Source organism: Corynebacterium efficiens YS-314 (genome assembly GCF_000011305.1).
GTDB lineage: Bacteria > Actinomycetota > Actinomycetes > Mycobacteriales > Mycobacteriaceae > Corynebacterium > Corynebacterium efficiens.
The window spans coordinates 902471-926254 of sequence record NC_004369.1; the positions used below are offsets into that span (position 1 = coordinate 902471).

At 62.2% G+C, this 23784-nt stretch carries 27 protein-coding genes; 17 read left to right on the forward strand and 10 right to left on the reverse strand.

Going from position 1 to position 23784, the window contains the following annotated elements; translation table 11 throughout:
• Nucleotides 1-15 precede the first annotated feature (15 nt).
• From CE_RS04395 to CE_RS04445, 11 genes are all read left to right on the forward strand, one after another.
• Nucleotides 16-816, forward strand: a complete 801-nt coding sequence (locus CE_RS04395) for a hypothetical protein (RefSeq protein ID WP_011075171.1) — start codon at nucleotides 16-18, stop codon at nucleotides 814-816.
• Nucleotides 817-825: 9 nt separating this feature from the next.
• A complete protein-coding gene (locus CE_RS04400; protein WP_006769456.1) occupies nucleotides 826-2445 on the forward strand; it encodes a hypothetical protein in 1620 nt (539 codons plus the stop codon).
• Nucleotides 2442-3023, forward strand: a complete 582-nt coding sequence (locus CE_RS04405; RefSeq protein ID WP_006769455.1) for a hypothetical protein — start codon at nucleotides 2442-2444, stop codon at nucleotides 3021-3023. The genes CE_RS04400 and CE_RS04405 overlap by 4 nt, the downstream gene beginning before the upstream one ends.
• Nucleotides 3013-3831, forward strand: a complete 819-nt coding sequence (locus CE_RS04410) for a hypothetical protein (RefSeq protein ID WP_011075172.1) — start codon at nucleotides 3013-3015, stop codon at nucleotides 3829-3831. The genes CE_RS04405 and CE_RS04410 overlap by 11 nt, the downstream gene beginning before the upstream one ends.
• 44 nt (nucleotides 3832-3875) lie before the next feature.
• Nucleotides 3876-6152 (forward strand): right-handed parallel beta-helix repeat-containing protein, encoded by a 2277-nt coding sequence (locus CE_RS04415; RefSeq protein ID WP_006769453.1) that lies wholly within the window; start codon nucleotides 3876-3878, stop codon nucleotides 6150-6152.
• Between the two features lie 14 nt (nucleotides 6153-6166).
• Nucleotides 6167-6361 (forward strand): hypothetical protein, encoded by a 195-nt coding sequence (locus CE_RS04420; protein ID WP_143758417.1) that lies wholly within the window; start codon nucleotides 6167-6169, stop codon nucleotides 6359-6361.
• A 74-nt stretch (nucleotides 6362-6435) separates the two neighbouring features.
• Nucleotides 6436-7935, forward strand: coding sequence for a glycoside hydrolase domain-containing protein (locus CE_RS04425; RefSeq protein WP_006769451.1), 1500 nt, complete (start codon nucleotides 6436-6438; stop codon nucleotides 7933-7935).
• Entirely contained in the window at nucleotides 7928-8191 is a 264-nt protein-coding gene (locus CE_RS04430; protein WP_006769450.1) for a holin, read from the forward strand. Before CE_RS04425 ends, CE_RS04430 begins: the two co-directional genes overlap by 8 nt.
• Nucleotides 8192-8194: 3 nt before the next feature.
• On the forward strand, nucleotides 8195-8653 hold the full coding sequence (locus CE_RS04435; RefSeq protein ID WP_011075175.1) for a hypothetical protein: 459 nt from the start codon (nucleotides 8195-8197) through the stop codon (nucleotides 8651-8653).
• Nucleotides 8631-8975, forward strand: coding sequence for a hypothetical protein (locus CE_RS04440; RefSeq protein WP_006769448.1), 345 nt, complete (start codon nucleotides 8631-8633; stop codon nucleotides 8973-8975). Before CE_RS04435 ends, CE_RS04440 begins: the two co-directional genes overlap by 23 nt.
• 346 nt (nucleotides 8976-9321) lie before the next feature.
• Nucleotides 9322-9858, forward strand: a complete 537-nt coding sequence (locus CE_RS04445; protein ID WP_006769447.1) for a hypothetical protein — start codon at nucleotides 9322-9324, stop codon at nucleotides 9856-9858.
• Nucleotides 9859-10373: 515 nt separating this feature from the next.
• On the opposite strand, the gene CE_RS15215 is transcribed toward CE_RS04445, so the two are convergent.
• On the reverse strand, nucleotides 10374-10817 hold the full coding sequence (locus CE_RS15215) for a hypothetical protein (protein WP_143758418.1): 444 nt from the start codon (nucleotides 10815-10817) through the stop codon (nucleotides 10374-10376).
• A gap of 195 nt (nucleotides 10818-11012) precedes the next feature.
• Complete coding sequence (locus tag CE_RS04455) at nucleotides 11013-11543, reverse strand: cytidine deaminase (protein ID WP_231295136.1); 531 nt, start codon at nucleotides 11541-11543, stop codon at nucleotides 11013-11015.
• Here CE_RS04455 and CE_RS15595 point away from each other — a divergent pair.
• Nucleotides 11465-11986, forward strand: a complete 522-nt coding sequence (locus CE_RS15595; protein WP_006769444.1) for a hypothetical protein — start codon at nucleotides 11465-11467, stop codon at nucleotides 11984-11986. The two genes, CE_RS04455 and CE_RS15595, sit on opposite strands and share 79 nt — an antisense overlap.
• A gap of 176 nt (nucleotides 11987-12162) precedes the next feature.
• Here CE_RS15595 and CE_RS04465 read toward each other — a convergent pair whose 3' ends face one another.
• Genes CE_RS04465 through CE_RS04480 form a run of 4 tightly spaced genes read right to left on the reverse strand, consistent with a single transcriptional unit; the run spans nucleotide 12163 to nucleotide 17070 of the window.
• A complete protein-coding gene (locus CE_RS04465) occupies nucleotides 12163-13053 on the reverse strand; it encodes a sugar ABC transporter permease (protein WP_006769443.1) in 891 nt (296 codons plus the stop codon).
• The gene (locus CE_RS04470; RefSeq protein WP_006769442.1) at nucleotides 13053-14633 is read right to left on the reverse strand and encodes an ABC transporter permease subunit; all 1581 of its coding nucleotides are present in this window, start codon (nucleotides 14631-14633) and stop codon (nucleotides 13053-13055) included. Before CE_RS04470 ends, CE_RS04465 begins: the two co-directional genes overlap by 1 nt.
• On the reverse strand, nucleotides 14630-15892 hold the full coding sequence (locus CE_RS04475; RefSeq protein WP_011075176.1) for a sugar ABC transporter substrate-binding protein: 1263 nt from the start codon (nucleotides 15890-15892) through the stop codon (nucleotides 14630-14632). The genes CE_RS04470 and CE_RS04475 overlap by 4 nt, the downstream gene beginning before the upstream one ends.
• Nucleotides 15889-17070 carry an ABC transporter ATP-binding protein gene (locus CE_RS04480; RefSeq protein ID WP_006769440.1) on the reverse strand — a complete coding sequence of 394 codons (1182 nt, stop codon included), beginning with the start codon at nucleotides 17068-17070 and terminating at the stop codon, nucleotides 15889-15891. The genes CE_RS04475 and CE_RS04480 overlap by 4 nt, the downstream gene beginning before the upstream one ends.
• Nucleotides 17071-17353: 283 nt before the next feature.
• On the opposite strand from CE_RS04480, the gene CE_RS15600 reads away from it, so the two are divergent.
• Nucleotides 17354-17584 (forward strand): hypothetical protein, encoded by a 231-nt coding sequence (locus CE_RS15600; RefSeq protein WP_006769438.1) that lies wholly within the window; start codon nucleotides 17354-17356, stop codon nucleotides 17582-17584.
• Nucleotides 17585-17692: 108 nt separating this feature from the next.
• Here CE_RS15600 and CE_RS04490 read toward each other — a convergent pair whose 3' ends face one another.
• Together CE_RS04490 and CE_RS04495 are read right to left on the reverse strand one after the other, a co-directional pair.
• Nucleotides 17693-18685, reverse strand: coding sequence for an ArsO family NAD(P)H-dependent flavin-containing monooxygenase (locus CE_RS04490; protein WP_173362564.1), 993 nt, complete (start codon nucleotides 18683-18685; stop codon nucleotides 17693-17695).
• Between the two features lie 36 nt (nucleotides 18686-18721).
• Nucleotides 18722-19069, reverse strand: coding sequence for an ArsR/SmtB family transcription factor (locus CE_RS04495; protein WP_035109591.1), 348 nt, complete (start codon nucleotides 19067-19069; stop codon nucleotides 18722-18724).
• Nucleotides 19070-19151: 82 nt separating this feature from the next.
• On the opposite strand from CE_RS04495, the gene arsB reads away from it, so the two are divergent.
• From arsB to CE_RS04515, 4 genes are read left to right on the forward strand one after another with little or no spacing between them, the layout of a single operon-like run.
• Nucleotides 19152-20285, forward strand: a complete 1134-nt coding sequence (gene arsB, locus CE_RS04500; protein ID WP_011075179.1) for an ACR3 family arsenite efflux transporter — start codon at nucleotides 19152-19154, stop codon at nucleotides 20283-20285.
• A complete protein-coding gene (locus CE_RS04505) occupies nucleotides 20282-20701 on the forward strand; it encodes a low molecular weight phosphatase family protein (protein WP_006769434.1) in 420 nt (139 codons plus the stop codon). The genes arsB and CE_RS04505 overlap by 4 nt, the downstream gene beginning before the upstream one ends.
• Before the next feature lie 12 nt (nucleotides 20702-20713).
• Nucleotides 20714-21130, forward strand: coding sequence for an arsenate reductase ArsC (locus tag CE_RS04510; RefSeq protein ID WP_006769433.1), 417 nt, complete (start codon nucleotides 20714-20716; stop codon nucleotides 21128-21130).
• 47 nt (nucleotides 21131-21177) lie between these two features.
• The gene (locus CE_RS04515) at nucleotides 21178-21807 is read left to right on the forward strand and encodes a three-helix bundle dimerization domain-containing protein (RefSeq protein ID WP_006769432.1); all 630 of its coding nucleotides are present in this window, start codon (nucleotides 21178-21180) and stop codon (nucleotides 21805-21807) included.
• 90 nt (nucleotides 21808-21897) lie between these two features.
• On the opposite strand, the gene nrdF is transcribed toward CE_RS04515, so the two are convergent.
• The gene (gene nrdF, locus CE_RS04520; protein WP_035109590.1) at nucleotides 21898-22899 is read right to left on the reverse strand and encodes a class 1b ribonucleoside-diphosphate reductase subunit beta; all 1002 of its coding nucleotides are present in this window, start codon (nucleotides 22897-22899) and stop codon (nucleotides 21898-21900) included.
• A gap of 171 nt (nucleotides 22900-23070) precedes the next feature.
• On the reverse strand, nucleotides 23071-23682 hold the full coding sequence (locus CE_RS04525; protein WP_011075180.1) for a vitamin K epoxide reductase family protein: 612 nt from the start codon (nucleotides 23680-23682) through the stop codon (nucleotides 23071-23073).
• Between the last annotated feature and the right edge of the window lie 102 nt (nucleotides 23683-23784).

The following is a 23784-nucleotide window of genomic DNA, read 5'->3' on the forward strand; positions in this document are numbered from 1 at the left end:
AAAGGAGGTACCCGCATGGGACGGATGCTTGATGGGCGCCCAACCTATGACTGGTGGGTCATCGACCACACCGGGAAAAGGTGGAATATCTACGGCGACGTCCAGGGCCAGGAGGGCGTGCACATGACCATGATCGATCAGGTGGAAGCCACCGTGGAACGTGCTGCGTCCGCCACAGCCACACAGGTGGGCCAACGCCCCGGTGGTGGCACCTACGGCAAGCTCAGCCCCGTGCTCTCCGTCTACATCCAGGAGGAGGACCGACCGGGGGCATTCGAGAAATGGACGAAGGCATGGTCCCAACACCTGGGGTACGAGAACACCCTGTACTGCCAATCCCCACGCAGGCGCCACCCCAAGCGCCTGGAGGTCCTACGCGCTGCCGGACGTGCCAGCCCCACCGGTGACCCCGGGGTGGTCGGCGGTGTCGAACAGACCCTCTCCCTGGACGCCTGGGGAGGGGTATGGATCGGCGAACCCATCACCCTCGGCAACAATGACCAGTGGACCAACGACGGTGATCTCTACCCACTGATCACCTACAAACCCGGCACCACCCCGGGCACCGTCGGCCTGAGCGTCGACACGCACTCATGGTCAGCCACCCACCCAGCCATGCCACCAGGCACCACTGTCGACCTGGACCCCGACCAACGGATGAAAACCTACGTCGACGGCGTGGCCACCCCTGAATTCTGGTCCACGTGGCGCAACCACTGGAACCCGCTGCAGGTCGCGCCGGGTGAGTCGGTGGTGGCCACGGTGCCGGATGGTGGGGTGCTGGAGATCATTCCGAGGTATGAGACCCCGTGGTAGGAGGTAGCGATGTGGAGTGAAGCTGATTGGCAGAAGTGGCAGTCCGATATTGGCCTGTCGGCGTTGGCGTTTGGTCGCGCGATCTGGCTGATTGACCGTGATGGGGTTCCATACTCTGAGGTCCGTGGGTGGATTACCCATGATTTCGGTGAGTCCGCGCTCGATGTGGCTACCGGGTCGGTGACGATTTTCGCTGACAATGAGGTGGTTACGTGGCTGTTGGCCCGTCGGGATCAGGGGCTCATTGGTGGGGATGCCCCGGATATGGATGCTGTGCTGCATGAGGCTGTGCACATGGTGGTCCAGGAGCCTGATGGCACGCAGTGGGGTTACCGGGTCCATGAGCTCTCCATCGAGATCGGTGGTTCTCATGGTGGCACGGTGGAGATTATCGGGTTGCGTCCGCTGGAACATTGGAAGCATATGGTGCTGAAAAGCAATCCGAATTCCCCCAATGAGTTTCAGCTGCTGTGGTCGGATATCCGCCAGGGGCAGTCGATGAAGATCATCAAGGAGTACATCCACCGCAATCTTGAGCGTGAGATGCAGCCCCTGGTGCTGTTGGGACAGTGGGATGTATCGCAACCATCAGCCTGGTCGGGTGTGGATACCTCCCGTTGGCCGGTGATTATGAATCCCCGGATCCCTCCGGAGGCCACGGAGTGGGCCGTGATTGAGGCCAGGTATGACAATGCCTGGGATGCACTGCATGCCACAGCCACCGCTGCCGGTCTGATCTTGAAGGCTGAGTATTGGTTCCCCGGACAGCCTCAACCAGCCCCGGATTTCTGGACGCTTACCCAGCCAACCATTGTTCTGGATGTGGTGGATCGGTCGATCCACCGTGGTGCCACCGGTGATATCCGTGAGCCCCTCCGCACATTGAAACGGATGTTCCTGTCCCCGGGGGAAGGCGAGCTGGCGGATCTCGTCCAGTTCGATCCTGGTGCCGCGGCGACCGAATCTGGGTTGCAGCCGTGGGTGGTGTGGAAACCAACCGAGTATCAGGCGATCTCGCGCTTTGTGATCTCCAAGTCCACGGACTCGAAATTCACCATCGGCGGTCAATCCCCGGCCGCACTCAACACGGTGCTGGGCACGGGGATCCGGGCGCTGGCTGCGGGCATTGGTTCCCTTTTTCCCGGCATTGGTCCTGCGCTGGCCGTCATCGTGGGGGACATTGGATCGGAGATGATCAAGGACCGGATCCTGGCATTCCAGTCCTTCGATCACCACCGGCGCCGCGCGCACCACGGGCGCCTGCGCTACCGGGAGATCTCCAAACCAGGTGAGGCCTATTCCATCTCCGCTGTACAGCAAGGGGTGGCCGCCATGGAGGAAACCGGCGGTGGCATCTCATTCGAGATCGCCGTGGTCGACGATGCTCCCTACAAGCTGGACCGGGACTACGCCGTCGGAGACCAGGTCGGCGTGGAGGTCCTCGGCATCATCCTGGCCTCCTATGTCTCAGAAGCACACCGCATCGGTGCCCGTGGAGAACTCGGTGTCACCGTCGGCATCGGGGATCCCCGGGCCCGTGAATCCCCCACCGCCATGCTCAACCGGAACCTGGACAACATCTCCGGGATCCTCGGCCGACTGAAATCGTATGTAGGAGCTACATCATGACCTTCTCAAGAATCAACGGGTACGGGGCACCACCCACCGCACACCGGTGGGCCCCGCTCCTGGTCCACGCCGGTGGCATGACTTTTGATGCTGACGCCATCAACGTCCTCTGCGAACACATCGAGCAGGTGGGCTTCATCCACAACGGTGACACCGAGATCCGCCGAGAACTACTGATCAATATCGGGATGCCCGACAGAGAGGCACACATCCTGGCACAACCCGGGGAACCCGTGCGGTGGGAGATCCCCGACGGGAACACGTCCTACTGCTGGGTGGCCGGGGATTTACCTCCCGGCTTGGCCATCGAGGATGGCCACATTGTCGGGGTGTGCAACGTCTCCGGGTTCTGGCCAGTCGAGATCATCGTAGGTCCGGCCATCCACTACGACGCCCTCGGCAGTGGGGGAGCACCCCTGGAACCGGGGGAGTGGAAACCCATTGACGAACCCATCTCGACACCCGTCCGCGCGGCCGCCGGCATCCGCCTCGATGAGCTCAATCCCACCGAGCTCGATGACATCATCGCCCAGGCGCTCGCAGCTAAAGCCGATAAGGAGGCCCCCGATGAGCGTTGATCCCACACGAAGAACCTACGCACCCGTGCCATCCCACGGGTTCCAGGATCTCGGGGCAGCCGTCGGCGGGATCTTCCACGGACTGATCGAAGGCATCGGAAGGATCCTCGGCGGCGCGGTGGACCTCGGAGTCGGGGTGCTGTCATGGATCGTCGACGGTGTCACCTCCCTCCTCGGCGGCATCGCCGACGCTATCCGAGGTGTCCTCCCCGGTGGGTCCCCTTGGACCCCGGTGCAGGATGCGTTCCGTGATCAGCAACTCGACCTGAAAAACCGCACCGATCTCATCCCGATCGGGTACTGCGCGGCCTACATGGACCGCAACGTCAACCTCGAATGGAGCGGCGGGGAAAGACGCCTGCCGTTCCGCGCCCAGCTCGGCCCCGCCCAGGGCGCGCACGTCGACGAAGAACGCGAACGCATCGTCTTCGACATCACCGGCACCTGGACCATCCACGTCCTCACCTCCTATAACGGAACCATCTTCACCGGCGACCCCCGCGTCCACATCGACATCTTCGTCCGAAATCCCGACGGCACCCTCTACTCCCGCTGGCGAGTCCGCGACGCGCCGGGTGACGAAGAGGGATCACTGACGTGCTCGAAACCGGTGGTGATTGACGAGCCTGGCATGTGGGTGGATGTGGTGTGTCGGTCTGGACGGTGGCGGTGGTGGCCCGGCGGTACCCGCTACTCCGGCCTGGCCGTGGTCCGGTCTGCCCTGGGCACAGACCACAGGGGCACTGATGAGGTACCTGATGAGCCGGCCCCGCCTGAGCCTGATCCACCGGTGACCCCGGACCCTTAACCCCACACAGACGTGTGGGGTCTTGTGATGAAAGGACTTTAGATGTGACCACTCTCAAGATTGATATCCGGAACATGGGTGCGAGCGCGCACCCTGATGATCGGGTGATTCTCTACGCCCCGGAGATCCGCGCCCGTATTGGCGGTGGACTGGTCTCCACTGCTCCCCTGGAGGTGGAGCTGGTCGACGGTCAGGCCACCGTCGAGAACGTCGAACCCGGGCCGATCATCGTACGCTTTGAGTGCCTCGGCATCGCGGACACCACCGAAAAGCGTGGCATTGTCCCCGATTCCGGTGTCGTCACCCTCGACGATGTCCTGGAGCTGAAACACACCTGGACTCCACCGGTGCTGAGTTTTGGGCTGAAGATGATCATCGACGCCATGAACACGGCCTTGATCGCGGTTAACTCCTCAGTTAACGAGGCAATTACTCAGGCTGTCGAAAGCCAGTTCGGTGGGTTGGTGCGCGCCGCGGAGGACGCAGCCCAGGAAGCCTCAGCATCTGCGAGCGCTGCCCACGGGGCTGCCTTGAGTGCAAACGTCCGCGCAACCGCAGCCGAGAGCGCCTATGCAGGGATCCGCACCCGAGTCGAAGCGATCGAAGCCCTGGCAAGCTTATCTCCTGGCACGCCAGCTGATGGCCAGACCGCCACGCTGGTGTCCCAGGTAGGAAGCTTGACGAGAAAGGCTATCAACGCAGTTCTCTCTGTCACGTCGCCGGGAATAATTAATGCAGCGAACCCGCCGGCGGGGCTTACCCCGGTGGTGGCAGACGGACACTATTACGACCCCGCTCGGTTTAAGTATTTCCAGGACGCGGAGATGACAATCCCGGCAACCGATAACGCCCCAGCGCTGCAGGCCCTGGTGGATTACACCCACAATATCGGTGGTGGGACCATCGAACTGCCCCGTGGCAAGATCGTGACACGGAAGGCAGTGCTCTGGAAAACAGGGGTGTCGATGCGCGGGGCCGGCAAGGTTGTGACCAGGGTCTGCGCTGAAGGGGTCCTTTTCTCCGTGTTTACCTACGACACGTCACTGCCATCGTCAGGAGCCGGTGGTGATGATCCCAATACCCAATGGCTGGAAAATGTGAAATTTACCGATTTCGCCGTGGACAACCGTGGCCTATCGTCTCCCGATCCAAGTGTATCGGGCAAAGCATTTTTCCTGCTGTATATGAAGCAACCAGTGTTCCGCGACCTGGTGATCGTCAACACTATTGGAACCGGGTTGGGCTGTGACTTCCTCATCGACGCCACGGTCGATTCCATAGTGGTCCGTAATGCTGGACGCAATACCCGTACCGGCTACGGAGGTAACTCCGGTATTGGTATTGGCACCGCGGCCCGGTCAAAGGAGCCGTTGGTCGTCTCGAACTGTTTTGTCTATGACTGCGGAAATTACGGGATCTTCGTGGAGACACAGAACAACCCGGATAACCCGTATCGCTCCGCGTACGCCAAGATTGTCAATTGTCATGCAGAGCGAAACTATAGGGGGTTTGGGAATAAAGGCTCGGGTCCGACGCAGTGGATTGGATGCACCGCGGTCGAGAACACCACCTACGGGTTCGAGCTGCTTCAGGGTGCCTATGGAGACAAGGTGCTGGGGTGTGTGGCCAGCAGGAATGGGTACACCGGAATTGCTGTTTCTGCTCCGTACACAGGAGACATCATGATTGATGCGACTGAAGCGAACGAGAACGGTAATTACGGCATGCTCATTAACCTGGGTGGTTCTACTAATCGGATGAAAAATGTTGCGGTGACCGGGTGTGAAACAGCACGTAATGGGTGGTCTGGGATCGCAACTGGCGGTCCGATTTCCAACCTGACGGTGGCGAACTGCCGGGCTTTTTCCAATGGCCATAAAGCAACAATTTCAGCACACCGTCGTGGGCTTTTCCTGAACGGCGGGCATGACATTGTCACGCTGACAGGGAACACCGTTTTTGATGACCAGGAGACAAAGACCCAGGATGTGGGAATCCAGGTAGATACCGCAGCTAATCGAGTGGTGATGTCTGGTAATAACGCCCCGGGGTATTCATTAGCTAATGCGTATCAGTACCCGGCGGAGAAGACAGTCTTTGAGGCTAATTCCCCTTCTTCGAGGATTCGGGGTACTGCCACATTCACTGAGGGTGCACAGCTGCTGTGGGTCACTCACAATCGTGGGCGGGCACCGGCAGAGATCGCGTTGACACCGCTGGGTAATGCGCGAGTGTGGGTGGTATCAAGCGAGCCGAATCGAATGCGAATCAGTAGGGAGAGCACTGGTGGCCAGCTTGACGTGATGTGGGCTGTGTCGTGACAAGGGAGGTTATTGTGATCAATCTGAGTGAGCTTAGTGATGAAGAGTTTGAAGACTACCGCGTTGGTGTGGAGGTTGAACGGAAAAGGCGGGATGATTTACAGCGGATTCCGCACGATATGCGGGCGCTTGCTGATGCGTATACCGAATCCGGTGGTAACCGTGCTGACCTGATCCAAGTACTCACCGACACCCCTGACCCCGAGTAAGCATCCTTAACTGACATCACCCCGCAGCCGTCCTGGTCGCGGGGTTTTCTCATACCTCCAGAAAGGAGGAAACCGTGAAGATCCTCGATTTCTCTGCAGGCCCACCCACCGCGCAAGCCCTCAAGGCTGACGGTGTGGACGGTGTCATGCTTTATGTCTCACCACCGCGTGAGCCGTGGATGACCGGCAAGTCTCCATCACGCGCCTACCTCGACTCCCTCGACGATGCCGGCATCAAGTACGGCTTCGTCTGGCAGTTCCGTAAGGGCGGATCCATCAACGCTGGTGACGCCGGCCGTGGTTACGACGGTGGATACGCTGACGCCGCCGAGGCCCTGGCCAAGCTCAACGAGCTGCGGTGCTCCGCATTCCCGGTGTACTTCGCCGTGGACTGGGACATCACCCTGCCCGAGTGGAACACCCGCGTGGTCAACTACTTCAAGGGTGCGGTTGCCAAGCTTGGCCTGAACCGCGTCGGTATCTACGGTCACTCCCGCGTGATCCACTGGGCGATGGAAGACAAGGTCGTCGCCGAGGTCGCCCTCGGGCGAGTCCTCGGGTGGCAGACCCGCTCCTGGTCCAAGGGTGTCATCGCCCGGGACTACGCCACGCTGCACCAGCACACTCACGACGTACCCGGGCCTGGTGGTGTGCAGGTCGACATTAATGAGGTGTTCCACGATCACTGGGGCTGGCGCGGTGTACCCGACCAACGCACCCGCCCCGGTACCACGCCTGTGCAGATCACCGGCGTGGAGTTCCCCTGTGACATTACGATCGACACCCCGGACTCCGGATGGCGTGACCCGCACAAGACGCAGGCCTCGGTCATCCACACCACCGAGAACAGTGACACCACCCCGCCTGAGAATGTCGCCAACTGGCAGAAGAACCCAGCGAACCAGTCCTCCTACAACGTCCTGGTCGGGGCGGATGCCACCGGTGCGAAAACCATCCGCGCCAACCCGGATGACCGCCGATCCTGGTCTGCCGGTGAACCCGGCAACACCGACGCGATCCACCTCTCCAACGTAGGGCGGGCCGCCCGCTCCCGCCAAGGCTGGTTCAACAACCCAAAGCAGCTGGAGCAGAACGCCCGCTGGGCCGCTGACCAGCACCTGCGGTACGGCCGCCCTCTCGTGTGGCTCGAACCCCACGACGTTGCCGCCGGACGCCGAGGGTTCACCTCCCACGGCAACTGGTTCCACGGCAGGGGCGGCCCGGCATACCGGTCCGACCCGGGCGATCACTACCCCCACGACTGGGTACTCAACCGCGCCCAGGAACTCATCAATGAAGGAGAAACCATGTCATTCACCGACGAAGACCGTAGGAAGCTCAACGAAATCCACGCTGAGCTGACCAAGAAGTTCCCGTCCCGCTCCGCCTACCGCACCTCTGATGATCTGGTCGACACGTTCGCGGGTTTCGTCCTCAACGTCGATGGCCGCCAGCATGAGGAGGCCGTGATCAGCGCGGCGAAGGACACCGGCCTGACACCAGAGCAGGTCGTGGAGAAGCTGCGTGAGGGTAAAAATTTCGCCCAGATTCGCAAGGAGGCCACCGATGTTTAGCAGCCAGTTCATCAAGGATGCCGCCGAACGCGCCACCAAGACCGCCGCGCAGGCCATCCTCGCGGTCTTCGTAGCCGGGGTGACCATCATGTCCGTCGACTGGGTCGACACCCTGGCCATCGGTGCGACCGCTGCTCTGGTCTCGGTGCTCACCTCGATCGCGTCCGCTGGTGTCCGGAACCCGGAGTCCGCGTCGTTGGTGGCACCACGCCCGGATTATGTGGGTGAGCACCGGGCCCCCGAACCGGGAGAGTAAGCCATGCCGATTGATCACCTCCCCGTGAGGTTACGGTCCCCAGCTGAAAGGGTCCGCAATGTGATGATGACGGATGCGGGGGTGATGCTCATTCTCGGTGTCACCATGATCATCCGTGGCATCTCGTATTGGTCGCTCGGTGCGCATGTTCTAGTTAACCCGCTGGACACCAGCCTGCCCAGTGCAATGACGAGCGGGTGGTGGATCAGCGTGGGTGTGGCCCTGGTGGTGGCATCAAAGTGGCAGGCCACCGCACCCGCCAGGGTGATCCTCATGCTCGGCATCGGCACCCTCGCCGCCTGGGGCAGCTTGTTTCTTTTCGCCCCGCCGGCGGCGTTCGCACAGCGAGGCATTGTCTATCTCGCGCTGGCCACCGTGATCGTGTGGTCAGTGTGGCGTGGTAGGCGCGGTGAGGTCAGGGTGAGGACGGAGGCAGTCTATGGACCCCCTGCAGGCCAGTGATGGGTGGTCGCTTGCTGGCGCCCTGGGGGCGCTTCTGATCACCAGTTACTTCGGGTATCTGGCTGTCAAGGTGAAATCCTCATCGGACAAAAAAGACGAGGACGTCAAACCTGTCCTGGAGAAAGTTGAACAAGCCGTCAATCTGCAACCGGCGGTGGATGCGTTGTCAGCGCGAGTGGTTGCATGTGAGGCTGAGCTCGCTGAATATCGACCAATCGCCAAGTTCAAATACCCGCTCGCGCTCAACACCATCGCAAGTTTCCGACAGGCTCACCCGTCCTCGACGGTGTTCATTCCTCACCAGATCCAAGAAGATCTCTAAACCGCCCCCACCTGGCCATGTGCCAGGTGGGGGCTTTTTTGCTTTCCTTATGTGGGGTGCTTGTGGTTGATCACGGCGCTGGCAGAACCGGGGATGGTCTCGCAGGCTAGGGTGGATCATCCTCATCTGCTCCCGGTGGCTGGCAAAGTTGCTACCATTCAGGGTGAAGTGCCGTAGAACAGTGAACTGCGTCTGGATCCCGATTCAGTCAGGAGCTGCAGAAGGGCACATAAGTGACTTCTACGTTGTTGGACGCAGCCCACCGCCCGGCGAGAGCTAACAAAGCACTACTAGGAGGATCGTTGAACCAACCAGCCCCAATTGTTCTCAGGAGGTCATTTCACCGATGGAATTAATGCTGATGCGCATGTTCCAGCGACAAGTCGCTGATCAGTGCAAGGTCACGTTGCACGGAGTTAGTCTCCTGAACCATGGCCTTCAGAACGATAACGACGATACGGTCTGGATCGGGGTGCAGGTGCTCCTTACCGGGGCTGCGAATACTTCCAAGGCCTTGTGGGGAGGGGGACGGGAAAGGGATAAAATTTCGGCGGAGCGTGAGCCGTTGCGGCGCTCGTTGCAGGTGGAGGATTCTTCCCCCCTTAGCGACGTGAGGATGCGGAACAACTTCGAGCACTACGATGAACGACTCGACAAGTGGTGGCAAGAATCGCCTCAGCGCCTTTACTTGGACCGATTATTAGGGCCTCCCGATAGCGTAAGCGGATTTAATGACATCGATCGTTTTCGTGTCTATGACCCAACTACCCACGATATCGTGTTCTGGAGTGAACGATTTAACGTACAGGCGATCGCCACAGCCGTGAGTGAATTGCTACCGCGTGCCGAAGCTGAAATGAATAAGCCGCACTGGGAAACCTGACAGCTTACGTCCGTCCCACAGCTGTCAGTAACCCAAACGCAGCCTTGTGACATCCCGACCATAAAGTAACACTTGTCGATTAGTAATAAGTTCGTTTTCAAGCCTGTTTCCCGACATGATGCCCCTTCTGTTACAGAGGAAATCTAAGCCCCCACCTGGCCATCGCGCCGGGTGGGGGCATTTTCCGTTCCCAGGGAACCTTTCGGCTCCGGGTGAAGTCCCAAATGAGTTCAATTCCCGGCAGCTCTAAGTCCTTTGACTTCTTAGGGCAGGGTAGCGATTATGGGGTTTCGGGCCGGCCTTTTTGGCTCATTTTTGGCTCAGCTACTTGCAGCATGCCCCATGAAACCGCAGGATAAGGCAGGATGTATAGATGAAGAAAATCCCACCCATCAGGCACTATCCGTGCTGGTGGGCAGGGTTTTCTGCGTTGTGCCCTGGAGAGGAATCGAACCTCCGACACCCGCTTTAACGAAATAATATGAGGGGAGAGCTCGCTTCAAATAAGGACACAGCTAATGGTCGGTGAGCATTTCGTATGCATTCACGAAGATGTACTTGAAAGCTGCATCTCGCGGACTGTTTCTAAATGTGAATTGGTCGCGCCGACCTTGTGTTCTAGATGCGCCCACTTCAGCCCATATACTTCCATCTTCGAGAACGAGAGCTGCGATGCTATGAGGGTCCTCGCCTTGTGCCGAAATTTGAGCTGCCCAGTTTGCAAGATGAGTAGGATCACCGTTGAACTCTGCTTCTTCTAGGATGCTCTGGGCGCGCATCTTAAGGGGATCAGGTGTTTGAGATTTCAATCTGCGCGGACGCTGATCTCCGCAGATTGTGCAGGCTTCGTCGCCTGTCCCAGATCCTAGATGGTGCTCTCGAACATAGTGATGCTTATGTTCTGGAGACCCGTTTTCCTTGTGGGCTTGTTCAAGCTTGAGACTGTCTTCAAATTGCATAGTGGATACTCTACTGCCCCGGACAGGTTCAGCGATTCAAAGTCCATATTATTAATGATCGCTTAAGTCATAAATTAGTCATGAACCTTACAACAGGATGTTTATGACCATTTGAATGCACTATTAGGTTCAATTCCCGGCAGCTCCACCGAAGAGGGAGACCCCAGACCATCACTGGTCTGGGGTTTTCCTCTTTTACACTGCCGGTGTCACCCAGTAGTCGAGGTGAACGTCCTTGAGCCTCTTCCACGTCGGGGTCGTGGGATCGTCCGGGTGTGCCACGGCGACCATGAGGCCCGGACCGTGGATCGCGAGACGCTCCCGGCAGACCCCGCAGGGGTTGAGAACCAGGTACCGGCCGTCAGGGTGCCGAGCCAGGCAGATTGACGCCACGAGGCGCTGGCCCATGCGGTAGGCGGCGCAGAAAGGCTCGGTCTCATGGCACAACTCCACACCGGCGTTGAGGACCTCGGGGGCGGTGCCGACCAGCACGGTGTCGTCGGCAAGCAGCATCGCCGCGGCGCCCGGAAAGCCCCCAGCGGCGGGGAAACCCGATTCGATGGAGGCCTGGCATTCATCAAAAAGCCCGGGCCCAGAGGGCTCGGGCTTCCCCGGCGCAACGTCGGTTGCGGTGTTAAGTTCTGGACATGCAGAAGCCTTTCGAGGATCTGTCCCGGGAGTTTGCCGCGTCCATCGCCGAGGTGGTGGACGCCCACGCCGGGACATTCGACGGGCAAAAGGTCACGGGACTGGCGCTGTGCCCCGCCGATGACCACCTGGTGCCGTACCTGGGTGTGGTGTTCGCCGGGGACACGGATGACCCGGACGCCCCGATCGAAGAGGTCTATGGCCAGTGGAGCCCGGAGGAATCCGGGGAGGAGATCAGCAACGAGCGCCTGGATGCTGCCAGCAACAGCACCAATGATCTCGCGTCGGCCTGGCCGGAGGAGGGCTGGGCCAGCTTCGGCCCGCTGCTCCGCCAGGCTCTGGTGGAGGCCCTCGGTGCCCCGGCGGTGCGGGAGGCACTCACTCGCAACGGGTGGGACTCGTTCCTGTACCTGTTCCTGGCGGGTGAAGGTGTGGTGGATGGGGAATCGCTGCCCGTGCTCAACCCCGGTCGCCAGGCGGATCCGGATTACCGGGCGCTCGAGCGCCTGACGGGCGTCTAATTACCGGCACCGGGCACACGGACTGCGCAAGAGTAGTAAAGATCAGGGTTTACGGGGCCCGAATTCGGACCATCTTCACTACTCTTGCGCAGTCCGCGCCCCTGATCACTCAGGGACGCGGCGGGTGGTGCCATTACTCCCGGTGCCCAAGGGGTGCGGCACCGGGAGCGGACGGGCTATCCCTTCACCGCACCGGTGATGCCGGAGACGATGTAGCGCTGCAGGATGATGAACAGCAGCACGACGGGGGCGGCGGCGATGACGGCGCCGGCGGTGAACACGCCCCAGTTCTCGCCGAACTGGACGGAGACGAACTGGTAGAGGCCGACGGCCAGGGTCCACTTCTGGGGATCCTGCAGGACGATCTGCGCCATGAGGAAGTCGGAGAAGCTGGCCACGAAGGCGAGCATGCCGACGACCACGAGGGACGGGGTGATCAGGGGCAGGACGATGCGCCAGTAGACCTGGGCGTGGGAGGCGCCGTCGATGACGGCGGCCTTGTCGATCTCGGTGGGCACGGTGTTGAAGAAGCCGAACATGAGGAACGTGTTCGAGCCGAGGGAGCCGCCGAGGTAGATGAGGATGAGGCCGGGCAGTGAGTTCAGGCCCAGCCCCGGGTAGACGGACTTGATGGAGAACATGAGCAGGAAGATCGCCACGAAGGCGAGCAGCTGCGGGAACATCTGCACGATGAGCAGGGCGATGAGGCCCGGGCGGCGGGCCTTGAAGCGGTAGCGCGAGAAGGCGAACGCCGCCGCGGCACCCATGAGGACGGTGCCGACGGCCGTCACGGAGGAGACGATCATCGAGTTGATGAACCAGCGCATGTAGGGGTGCTGTTCGTCGGTGAGCAGGTTCTGGTAGTTCTCCGGCCCGATGGACTGGAAGAGCTGGTTGGATCCGGTCAGGGTGCCCTCGGAGGACAGGGACGCGGAGACCACGTAGAGGATGGGGAACAGGGCGTAGACGATGATGAGCCACGCCACGATGTGGCGCCAGCCGCCCCGTTTGAACTGCAGCCAGGGAGAGCGGCGGTTGACCTCGAAGTCGGTGACTTGTTGGGACATCAGTCGATCTCCTTCAGGGAATTGGAGCGGACGAGGGTGATGGCGGAGACGATGGCGACCATGATGAAGATCATCAGGGAGATGGCGGAGGCGACGCCGTACTGGTTCTCACCCGAGGCGAACGCGATCTTGTAGACGAAGCTGATGAGGATGTCCGTGGCGCCGACGCCGGTGGGGGAGTCAAGGTCGCGGGGTCCGCCGCCGGTGAGCAGGTAGATCACGTTGAAGTTGTTGAAGTTCATCGCGAAGCTGGCCACGAGCAGCGGGCCGACGGCGACCATGAGCAGCGGCAACGTGATCTTCCGGAAGGTGGTCCACGCCCCGGCGCCGTCGATCCTGGCGGCCTTGTACACGTCGTCCGGGATGGACTGCAGCGCACCGGTGGTGACGAGGAACATGTAGGGGAATCCCAGCCACAGGTTGACCATGACGGCGGAGAAGCGGGCGAGCCAGGGGTCGCCGAGCCAGTTGATATCCGCGCCGCCGAAGAGGATCTGGTTGAAGAAGCCGAAGTCGGTGTTGAGCAGACCGGCCCAGATGAGGATCGACAGGAAGGCGGGGAAGGCGTACGGCATGATGACCAGCGCGCGGTAGAAGCCGCGGAACTTCATGTTCGGGTCGTTGAACAGCAGCGCCATGAGCAGGCCGGCGAAGAAAGTCAGGGCGACGGAGAGGAACGCGAAGACGAACGTCCAGGCGGTGACCTTCATGAAGGGGCCCGCGTAGGTGGAGTCGGCGAAGACCTGCGTGAAGTTGGACAGGCCGACGTTGACGCGCCAGCCGGGGAGGAGTTCCTCGCCGGACTCGGAGGCGAAGCTGCCGGTGTCGTTGGGGGTGTAGACGGTGCCGTCGGCGGCGATCATGGCGTCCTGCGCCTCGTCGTAACGCATCGTCGAGATGTAGGTGGTGGCGGTGCGCGCGTCGTTGGTGCGCACGACATCGCCCTCGTCGGGGGACAGCACGCGGACGTCGAGGACCTCCTGCTGGCGGGCCATGGCGTCCTGCGCGCTGAGGACCTCGTAGCCCTCGACGGCGGTGACCTGCCCGTCCTCGACGGTGGCCTCGACGGGGGTCAGTTCTTCACCGGTGGTGGCGGCGAGGACCCGGTCGTCGTCGTGAAGCACGGCGAGGCCGAGGCCGTCGTCGCCGGAGATGACGGCGACGGGGCGGGACGGGGCGTCGGGAACGGGCTCGTCGTACTTGAGCTCGATCGCCGTGATGGCGTCGTCCTTGGTGGAGTTGTGGCCGTCGCCGTAGTTGGTGAACGCGATGCCCGCGGTGTAGATCACCACGAACACCTGGAAGATGAGTAGCATGACGGCTGCCGGGTAGAGGTACTTCCAGGGCAGGGTGCGGCGATCATTCCAGAAGTAGATGACGTTCGCGCCGATGAGCGCGACGACGAGGAAGGCCAGCATGCCCCACTGCCCGGCGAGCCACGAGGCGGCGATGCCGTAGAAGCCGAAGGCGTTGATGGCCGCCATGATGAGGAGCTTGATCGCCAGACCGGCTCCTGCTTGACGACGCCGCGGGGCCGGCGCCTCATCCGCCACTGGGCGGGTGTCCAGTGTGGTGGTCACGATTCAATCGCCCTCTCGATGTTGGTGATCATGTTGTCCCACAGCTGCTCGGGGTCGCGGGCACCGGTGACGATGCCGTTCTGCGTGGTGCCCCAGAAGTTCCACACCGCACCCATCTGCGGGATGGACGGCATGGGGGCGCCGTCCTCCTGGGCGATGCGGGCGTACTCGGCGAGCACGGGATCGCCCATGTTGTCGAGTGCCTCCTTGTTGGCGGGGGGACGTTGGTTGTTGGAGAACAGCTCGAGCTGGACCTCGGGCTGCGACAGGTAGTTGAGCGCCAGGTCCCGCGCCGCGAGCGGGGAGGAGGAGTTGGCGTTGATCATGAAGGAGGACACGCCGACGAACGGGATCGCGGGCTGCCCACCGGCCGAGGGCACGGAGAGGACCTCGATGTCCATGTCGGCGGCCTGGATGTCCGGCAGGTTCCAGGGGCCGGCGATGAAGTAGGGGGACTCGCCGTCGATGAAGGCCTGCTTGGAGATGTCCGGGGTCATCGTGACGATGAGGTCGCGGTTGGCACCCATCTCGGCGAGGTAGTTGGCGAAGGCGCGGCCCTCGTCGCCGCCCATGCCCAGCTCGGCGGTGTAGGCGCCGTCGGCGTCGCGCTCGAAGACCTCGGCGCCGAAGGAGGACTGGATGGGGTAGAGGTGGTACGGATCGCCGGAGGCCTCGGACTGGCTGGTGGTGAAGGGATACTTCGCGACGCCCTCGTCCATGAGCCGGTGGCCCTCGGCGAGGAGATCGTCGAAGGTCTCCGGGGTGTGATCGGTCATCGCGTTGTTCCGGAGGAGGGCGACATTCTCGATGATGAAGGGCACGCCGTAGTAGCGGCCGTCGTAGGTGACGGCCTGCAGGGCGATGTCGACGAAGTTGTCCTCCGGGTCGATGAGGTCGACGGGGGAGACGGCACCGTTGTTGACCACCTGGCCGAGCACGTCGTGCGGGGCCACGATGATGTCGGGGCCCTCCCCGGTGGGGACCTGGGTGAGGAAGTCGGAGAGCATCTGGCCGTTGTAGTTGCGCTGGATGACGCGGATGCTCACACCCGTGTCCTCCTGGAAACGCTCGGCGACCTTCTCCAGTCCGGGGACCTCGTACTGGGAGGCCCAGATGGTCAGGGGGCGGGGACCGCCGAGGAGGGCACCGGAGCCGGCGGCCTGACCGCCACCGCTGCCGCAGGCAGCGAGTGCTCCACCCGCGACGAGCAGTCCGGCCGCGCCGAGGAACCGGCGGCGCGAGATTCTCAGGCCACTCACTGGACTGCCACCTCATCCCTGCGGAGCGCGTCGCCGGTCTCACCGTCGAAGAGGTAGAGGGATTCGGGGCTGAACCACAGGTCCATGGTGTCGCCGGTGACCACGCGGGTGGCGTTGGTCAGGCGGGCGACGAGTTCGCCGCCGAGCTCATCGACGCCGGCCTCCCGGGCGGCCTCGCGGGCGGCCTCGCTGGGCTGCTCCTTCTCCGTCGGGGAGAAGTACACGAAGCGGTCGGCGCCGGTGGATTCCACCAGGCTGAGGGTCGCGGAGATGGTCAGGCCCTGGTCGCGCTTCTCCGGGGCGACGAGGTAGGCGTCGTCGAAGGCCTCCGGGCGCAGGCCGAGAATGACAGATTCGGAGGTGGCGCGGGAGGCGGCGTCGATAAGCACGTCCGGGAGGTGGATGTCACCGAAACCGGTGGAGACGACCGTGCCGCGCAGGCGGCCGGGCATGAAGTTCATCGACGGCGAGCCGATGAAGCTGGCCACGAAGAGGTTGGTGGGGGAGGCGTACAGCTCATCGGGGGAGCCGGCCTGCTGGATGACGCCCTTGCGCATGACCACGACGCGGTCGCCGAGGGTCATGGCCTCGGTCTGGTCGTGGGTGACGTAGACGGTGGTGACACCGAGGTCCTGCTGGAGGCGGGCGATCTCGGCGCGCATCTGGACGCGGAGCTTCGCGTCGAGGTTGGACAGCGGCTCATCCATGAGGAAGACCTTCGGGCGGCGGACGATGGCGCGGCCCATGGCCACGCGCTGGCGCTGACCGCCCGAAAGCTGCGCGGGCTTGCGGTCGAGGTACTCGTCGAGGCCGAGGGAGGCGGAGACCTCCGCGACCTTGTCCTGGATCTCGCTTTTGGGCATGCGGGAGAGCTTGAGCGGGAACTCGATGTTCTCGCGGACCGTCATGTGCGGGTAGAGGGCGTAGGACTGGAAGACCATGGCGATGTCGCGGTCGCGGGCGGAGAGGTCGTTGACGACCTGGTCGTCGAAACGCAGCTCGCCGCCGGTGATGTCCTCGAGCCCGGCGATCATGTTGAGCAGCGTGGACTTTCCGCATCCCGACGGCCCGACGAGGATGACGAACTCGCCGTCACGGATGTCGAGGTTGGCGTCGGTGATGGCGTGGTAGCCGCTGGGGTACAGCTTGTCCACGTGGTCCAGGGTGATGGTGGCCATTCGATATTCTTTCTGTGGGGGAAGTGCGAACCAATGAGCCCTAGTCTATCTGTGAGGACTGACCGTCGGGAGTGTTTGATGTGGTCTACGCCGCAGTGTTTGACGTGCCATCATCGCTCGGTTATGTTGTGGATACGTCAACAACAGGAAAAGGGGAACCCAATGTCCCTTGGATTCTAGGGTTCGATACCGCGGGGGAGATTGGCGGAACCGCAGCCTATACTGCTGTTCTTCGCAGATTTCCCGGTAGCAGTTCTTGGACTCCAGAGGTACGGTAAAGCCTATGGATAAAAGGGATGAACCTGGGAAAACCGGCAGTTTCAGTTCGGGATTGTTCAAATTCGGGGTGTTCATCGTCCTGGCAGGATCCCTGCTCCTGGTGCTGCGACTCATTCTGGGAGTAACCTCCACCCTTGGAATCGTCTCCAATCTTCTGCTTATTCTCTCGGGGGTGTTCCTTGCCTGGAAACCTTTTATGGACAACCGAAAACGAGGACAGCTATCGCAGGACTAGTAAAGGGGCTTCTGGCAGGTCACAGTTCCTGCAGAGCGCTCCCTGAGGTGAATTGCCCACGGGAAGCCCGTGGCATTTTCCATCCGTGAGTGACCAGGATTCGAGAAGTTATTTCACCACCTTGCCCACCGACTCCGCGATCTCCCGGGCAGCCTGCTTGGCGTAGGGGCCCACTCCGGTGATGGTGGCCGCGCCGGGGCCTGTCCAGTCTCCGTAACCGACCAGGTGGAGGGCTGAATAGCGGGGGGTGGTGCCGTCGAGAAGCCGGCGCACCGGGCCAAGGGCGGGGCGGAACCCGGTGCACCAGATCAGGTGATCGGCATCAACCTCATCGAGTGAGGTGAACATGGGCGTGGCCTGTAGGCGTCCGGTGTCGCGGGCATCGCGGACCTCGGGGAGGGCCACGATATCGCCCAGGTCGGAGTCCGCGCCGGGGTCGGGTTCCCCGCGCTGGATCGCCAGGGCGCGCAGGCGGTTGCGGCGGAACAGCACCCGGCCGTCGACCTCATCGGGCATCCAGCGTGGGGGTCGGCGGGTGTACCAGGTGACCTCGGCAACGCGGGTGAGTTCCGCTGCGATCTGGGCACCGGAGTTCGCCCCACCGACCACCGCGACGCGTGTACCCCGGAAAGGCTCGATGCCGGGATAGTTGGCCGAATGCCAATGGGTTCCGCGGAAGGTGCCCGGGTAGTTCGGCACGAAGGGAGCGGACCAGGTACCGGTCGCAGCAACGACATTCTGCGCTGACCAGACCTTATTACCCGCCCGGACGCGGAAGATCCCCTCCTCGTGCTCGATGCGATCCACCCGGACGGGGCGTTCCACGGGGATTTTGTAGCGCTGCTCGTAGGCGGTGAGGTAATCCACCACGTGTTGGGCTGGGGGGAAACCGTCGTAAAGCGGCATGGGCCAACCCGGAAGGTTGGAGAATTCCGCGGTGGAGAACAGCGTCATCGACGGCCAGACGTGCAGCCAGGCGCCGCCGGGTGCCGGCTGGTCATCGAGGACCAGCGTGTCCACCCCTGCCCTGAGCAGGTAGTAGGCGGTGGCCAGTCCGGACTGACCACCGCCGATGATAATCGCCTCGTGCTCGCTGCGCATACCGTCTCCCGTCATTTCATCCATCATGCCGGTTGCCTAACCGATCTGCAGGACGGTGCGCAGCTCGGCGAACAGCTCCGGTTTGACCCGGTGGATGACGCTTCGTCCCTCGCGGGTGCGTTCCAGCAGGCCGGCCTCGGTCATCTTCTTCAGATGGTGGGAGATGGTCGGTTGACTCAGGCCCATCATCTCGGTGAGCTCGTTGACGCTGACCGGCCCGCAGCCCCCGGCGGCCAGTTGGGAAAGGATCCGCAGGCGCATCGGTTCGGCCAGCACCTTGAACAGGGTGGCGTAGCGGTCGGCCTCGTCGTCATCGAGTGGACCGGTGCCCAGTGAACAGCAGTCGGAGAGGTCGGTGAGGGGGAGTATCTGCGCGGAGGTCATGTGCCCCATCCTATATTGACAGTCATCAATATTGGAAGTACCGTCAATATTGATAACAATCAATACGACGAGAAGGTGACGCATGACTGCACCCACCCAGACCCGGGCCGTACCCGCCCGGATCTCCTTCCTCGACAGATTCCTCCCCATTTGGATCATCCTGGCCATGGCCACAGGCCTGATCCTGGGCAGGTCACTGCCCGGGCTGGCACCCTTCCTCAACTCCCTCGAGGTCGGCGGGATCTCCCTGCCGATCGCCCTCGGCCTGCTGGTGATGATGTACCCGCCACTGGCCAAGGTCCGTTATCACAAGACCAAGGAGATCGCCGCCGACAAACGCCTGATGACGGTCTCCCTCCTCCTCAACTGGGTGGTCGGGCCGGCCTTCATGTTCGCCCTGGCCTGGATCTTCCTGCCCGACCAGCCGGAGCTGCGCACCGGTTTGATCATCGTCGGCCTGGCGCGGTGTATCGCCATGGTGCTGGTCTGGTCGGATATGTCCTGCGCCGACCGCGAGGCCACCGCCGTGCTGGTTGCCATCAACTCGATCTTCCAGGTCCTCATGTTCGGTGTCCTCGGCTGGTTCTACCTGCAGGTGCTCCCGTCCTGGCTGGGGCTGGAGACCACCTCCGCAGAGTTCTCCTTCTGGGCGATCGTCAGCTCCGTGCTCGTCTTCCTCGGCATCCCGCTGCTGGCCGGTGCGGCATCCCGGATCATCGGTGAGAAGGTCAAGGGACGCGACTGGTACGAGAACAAGTTCATCCCCGCCATCTCCCCACTGGCGCTGATTGGCCTGTTGTACACCATCGTCCTGCTGTTCTCCCTGCAGGGCGAGGCGATCACCTCCCAGCCCCTGACCGTGGCCCGCATGGCTGCGCCACTGCTGATCTACTTCGTGGGCATGTTCTTCATCTCCCTGGCCGCCTCCAAGGCATCCGGCATGAACTACGCACAGTCCGCATCCGTGTCCTTCACCGCCGCGGGCAACAACTTCGAGCTGGCCATCGCCGTCTCGATCGGTACCTTCGGTGCGACCTCCGCCCAGGCGCTGGCCGGCACCATCGGACCGATGATCGAGATCCCCGTGCTGGTCGGCCTGGTCTACACCATGCTGTGGCTGGGCCCGAAGCTCTTCCCCGGTGATCCGACCCTGCCCGCCACCACCCGCCCCACCACTCAGCACCTCGCATCTGACAAGGAGACCATCCAATCATGAGCACCACCCCTTCCGTCCTGTTCGTCTGCGTCGGCAACGGCGGCAAGTCCCAGATGGCCGCAGCGCTCGCCGAGAAGCACGCCGGCGACCAGCTCACCATCCACTCCGCCGGCACCAAGCCGGGTAGCAAACTCAACGCCCAGTCCGTCGAGGCGATCGCCGAGGTGGGCGCCGATATGTCGAAGGGCCACCCCAAGGGCATCGACCCGCAGCTGCTGCGCGAGGTCGACCGCGTCGTGATCCTCGGAGCCGACGCAGAGCTGGAGATGCCTGACGACGCCCGCGGCACCCTCGAGCGGTGGGTCACCGATGAGCCGTCGGAACGCGGCATCGAAGGTGTCGAGCGCATGCGCCTGGTGCGCGACGACATCGATGCCCGCGTGCAGAAGCTTGTCGACGAACTGACCCACTCATAGGCATTCGACATCATGACCACCTCTTCTGACACCCAGCCCAGCGTGTTGTTCGTCTGCGTCCACAACGCAGGCCGCTCCCAGATGGCCGCCGCCTACCTCACTGAACTCTCCGGCGGACGTATCACCGTCCGTTCAGCAGGATCGGAGCCCCGCGATCAGCTCAACCCCGTCGCCGTGGCGGCCATGGCTGAGGATGGCATCGACATGACCTCCGCCAGCCCGAAGATCCTCACCACCGAGGCGGTCCAGGCTTCCGACGTGGTGATCACCATGGGCTGCGGGGACACCTGCCCGATCTTCCCCGGCAAGCGCTATGAGGACTGGGAGCTAGAGGATCCGGCGGGGAAGGGCATCGACGATGTCCGCCGCATCCGCGACGACATCAAGCACCGGATCACCGTGCTTGTCGACGAGCTCCTCCCTTCCTGATCCCCCTACGATCCGGTTTCTGCATTCCCCGAAAGGAACGCCCCGTCATGACAACCCAGACCCCGCCCCTGCACACCAATCTCCTGAAGCGCATCTCCGGCGAACTCGCCAGTACCTACCAGGGGGTGTTCTCCCCGGAGACCATCGAACGCTATATCTTCGAGTCCTACACCAGCCTGGCACGTACCGCGAAGGTGCATGATTACCTCCCGGTGCTGGCGGAACGTTTCGCCAAGGACCGACTCCGGGCACTGGCGCTGGCCGAGGGGAAGATCGCCACCCCGGCTCCCCAGGTCCTCTTCGTGTGTGTCCACAACGCCGGACGATCTCAGATCGCCGCGGCTCTGCTGTCGTCCTATGCCGGTGATGCGGTTGAGGTCCGTTCCGCAGGCTCCCTGCCCAGCTCCGAGATTCCAGATGTTGTGGTCGATGTCCTCGCCGAACGAGGCATTGATCTCGCCGGTGCCTTCCCCAAACCACTGACCGATGATGTGGTCCGCGGCGCGGATTACGTCATCACCATGGGCTGCGGGGACGTATGTCCCATCTACCCCGGTAAGCACTACCTGGACTGGGACCTGGCTGACCCCAAGGATGAAACCCCTGAGCGGGTGCGTGCCATTGTTGACGAGGTCGATGAGCGAGTGCGCGGGCTGTGGGAGACCATCCAGCGCTGACCATAAGATCCACGAAAAGAGCAAACACCCCCGACCGCAGCCTTCCCATGAAGGAGGACGCAGTCGGGGGTGTTGTCTAGCTGTGGGAGGTTAGAAGTCCCAGTCCTCGTCGCTGGTCGCCTCCACGTCACCGATGACGTAGGAGGAGCCGGAACCACTGAAGAAGTCGTGGTTCTCATTGCTGGAGGGGTCGAGGGAGGTCATGACACCCGGGTCGAACTTGCACTGGTCGACCGGGAAGATGGATTCATACCCGAGGTTCTGCATGGCCTTGTTGGCGTTGTAGCGCAGGAACGCGGAGACGTCCTCGCTCCAGCCCAGGTCATCGTAGACGTGGCGGGTGTACTCCAGCTCGTTGTCGTACAGGTCCAGCAGCAGTTCCACCGCCTCATCGTGGTTGGTGGCCTGCTTCTCGGGGGAGAGGGTGGCGATGTGCTTCTGGTACTTGTACCCGATGTAGTAACCGTGGATCGCCTCATCGCGGATGATCAGACGGATGACATCGGCGGTGTTGGTGAGTTTGCCGATCGACGCCATGCGCAGCGGCAGGTAGAAACCACTGTAGAACAGCAGTGATTCCAACATGACGCTAGCGATCTTCTTGCGCGCCGGGGTGGAATCCTGCTGGTAGTAGTCGAGGATCCGCTTGGCCTTGTACTGCAGGTGCTCGTTGTGCCTGGACCACCGAAAGGCCTCGTTGATCTCCGGGGTGGAGGCCAGGGTCATGAAGATATTGGAGTAGGACTTGGCGTGGACCGACTCCATGAAGGAGATGTTGGTCAGCACCGCCTCCTCATGGTGGGTGGTGGCATCCGGGATCATGGAGACCGCACCGACGGTTCCCTGGATGGTGTCCAGGAGGGTCAGGCCGGTGAACACCCGCAGGGTGGCCAGGTGCTCCGCCTCGGACATGCTGTTCCACTTCTGAATGTCATTGGACACCGGGATCTTCTCCGGGAGCCAGAAGTTGGTGGTCAGGCGGTTCCAGATGTCCATGTCGACCTGGTCGGGGATGTGATCCCAGTTGATGCCCTCAATGGGGAATACATCACCGGCGGCATATTCCGCGGGGGTGAGCAGTTGGTTGGTCATGGTTTCCTCTTCCTTCATCGAACACGTCGCCAGGCAGGCTTGGCGACGGCGTCCCGAACCACCTTAGCCGTCCCCGCCCGAAAGCCTCATAACACGAGCTCCCCGCCACCCGGGGGCCGTGAGGCCCGCTGGTGACGGGGAGTGGGGGAGGGGTGGGGCGTCGATAAGCGCCTAGAAGTAGAAGCGGAACTGCCAGGCCGCTATGGCGGCGATGACCAGCAGCCAACCCACGGCGATGGCGGCCTGGGATTTGTAGAGGCCGCGGACCGCGCCGTTGTCATAACCGCTGTAGGTTTTCACATTCCAGGCGGTCACGATGACGAACATGATGATGGTGACGGCCCAGACGACCATGCAGTACGGGCACAGCGCGCGGATGACGAACATGGACTGATACGCCAGCCAGTGGACGAACAGGGTGGCCAGGAGCAGGCCGATCTCGGCGAGGAACCAGAACCAGCCACGGAACCGGGCCCCGGCAAGGATGCTGGCCCCGATGCCGGCGACGACCGCGAAACCGGCGATGCCGAACAGTGGGTTGGGGATGCCGAAGGCGGAGGCCTGGCCGGACTTCATCACGCTGCCGCAGGAGATGACCTCATTGATGTCGCAGCTGGTGACATAGTTGGGGTTTTCCAGCAGGGTGAGCTTCTCAGCCATGATGATCACCGAACAGATCAGGCCGATGATGCCTCCGATGAGCAGCACCCAGCCCAGCCAGGTGGGGGGCTTGGGGGGCTGGGGCTGGTGAGATGACACGGTGGCGGGTGCTGGGGTGGACACGGATGGAGACCTTCCGACGTGATGAAAAGACGGTGACAGGAAAGGTTCGGGGAAACTTCTGCCGCCATCCGGTGATGCGGGCTTTCGGAGGATCAGTTTAGG

What these genes read in the sequence shown, in the direction of transcription:
- CE_RS04480 (WP_006769440.1), bottom strand. Translation starts at nt 17,070, where the DNA reads ATGGCCACCATCACCCTGGACCACGTGGACAAGCTGTACCCCAGCGGC.
- arsB (WP_011075179.1), top strand. Translation starts at nt 19,152, where the DNA reads ATGACTGCACCCACCCAGACCCGGGCCGTACCCGCCCGGATCTCCTTC.
- CE_RS04465 (WP_006769443.1), bottom strand. Translation starts at nt 13,053, where the DNA reads ATGTCCCAACAAGTCACCGACTTCGAGGTCAACCGCCGCTCTCCCTGG.
- CE_RS04430 (WP_006769450.1), top strand. Translation starts at nt 7,928, where the DNA reads ATGTTTAGCAGCCAGTTCATCAAGGATGCCGCCGAACGCGCCACCAAG.
- CE_RS04505 (WP_006769434.1), top strand. Translation starts at nt 20,282, where the DNA reads ATGAGCACCACCCCTTCCGTCCTGTTCGTCTGCGTCGGCAACGGCGGC.
- CE_RS15215 (WP_143758418.1), bottom strand. Translation starts at nt 10,817, where the DNA reads ATGCAATTTGAAGACAGTCTCAAGCTTGAACAAGCCCACAAGGAAAAC.
- CE_RS04455 (WP_231295136.1), bottom strand. Translation starts at nt 11,543, where the DNA reads ATGTCCCGGCGTGGGCGTCCACCACCTCGGCGATGGACGCGGCAAACT.
- CE_RS04490 (WP_173362564.1), bottom strand. Translation starts at nt 18,685, where the DNA reads ATGCGCAGCGAGCACGAGGCGATTATCATCGGCGGTGGTCAGTCCGGA.
- CE_RS04445 (WP_006769447.1), top strand. Translation starts at nt 9,322, where the DNA reads ATGGAATTAATGCTGATGCGCATGTTCCAGCGACAAGTCGCTGATCAG.
- CE_RS04410 (WP_011075172.1), top strand. Translation starts at nt 3,013, where the DNA reads ATGAGCGTTGATCCCACACGAAGAACCTACGCACCCGTGCCATCCCAC.
- CE_RS15600 (WP_006769438.1), top strand. Translation starts at nt 17,354, where the DNA reads ATGGATAAAAGGGATGAACCTGGGAAAACCGGCAGTTTCAGTTCGGGA.
- CE_RS04400 (WP_006769456.1), top strand. Translation starts at nt 826, where the DNA reads ATGTGGAGTGAAGCTGATTGGCAGAAGTGGCAGTCCGATATTGGCCTG.
- CE_RS04440 (WP_006769448.1), top strand. Translation starts at nt 8,631, where the DNA reads ATGGACCCCCTGCAGGCCAGTGATGGGTGGTCGCTTGCTGGCGCCCTG.
- nrdF (WP_035109590.1), bottom strand. Translation starts at nt 22,899, where the DNA reads ATGACCAACCAACTGCTCACCCCCGCGGAATATGCCGCCGGTGATGTA.
- CE_RS04395 (WP_011075171.1), top strand. Translation starts at nt 16, where the DNA reads ATGGGACGGATGCTTGATGGGCGCCCAACCTATGACTGGTGGGTCATC.
- CE_RS04495 (WP_035109591.1), bottom strand. Translation starts at nt 19,069, where the DNA reads ATGACCTCCGCGCAGATACTCCCCCTCACCGACCTCTCCGACTGCTGT.
- CE_RS04435 (WP_011075175.1), top strand. Translation starts at nt 8,195, where the DNA reads ATGCCGATTGATCACCTCCCCGTGAGGTTACGGTCCCCAGCTGAAAGG.
- CE_RS04405 (WP_006769455.1), top strand. Translation starts at nt 2,442, where the DNA reads ATGACCTTCTCAAGAATCAACGGGTACGGGGCACCACCCACCGCACAC.
- CE_RS04510 (WP_006769433.1), top strand. Translation starts at nt 20,714, where the DNA reads ATGACCACCTCTTCTGACACCCAGCCCAGCGTGTTGTTCGTCTGCGTC.
- CE_RS15595 (WP_006769444.1), top strand. Translation starts at nt 11,465, where the DNA reads ATGCAGAAGCCTTTCGAGGATCTGTCCCGGGAGTTTGCCGCGTCCATC.
- CE_RS04515 (WP_006769432.1), top strand. Translation starts at nt 21,178, where the DNA reads ATGACAACCCAGACCCCGCCCCTGCACACCAATCTCCTGAAGCGCATC.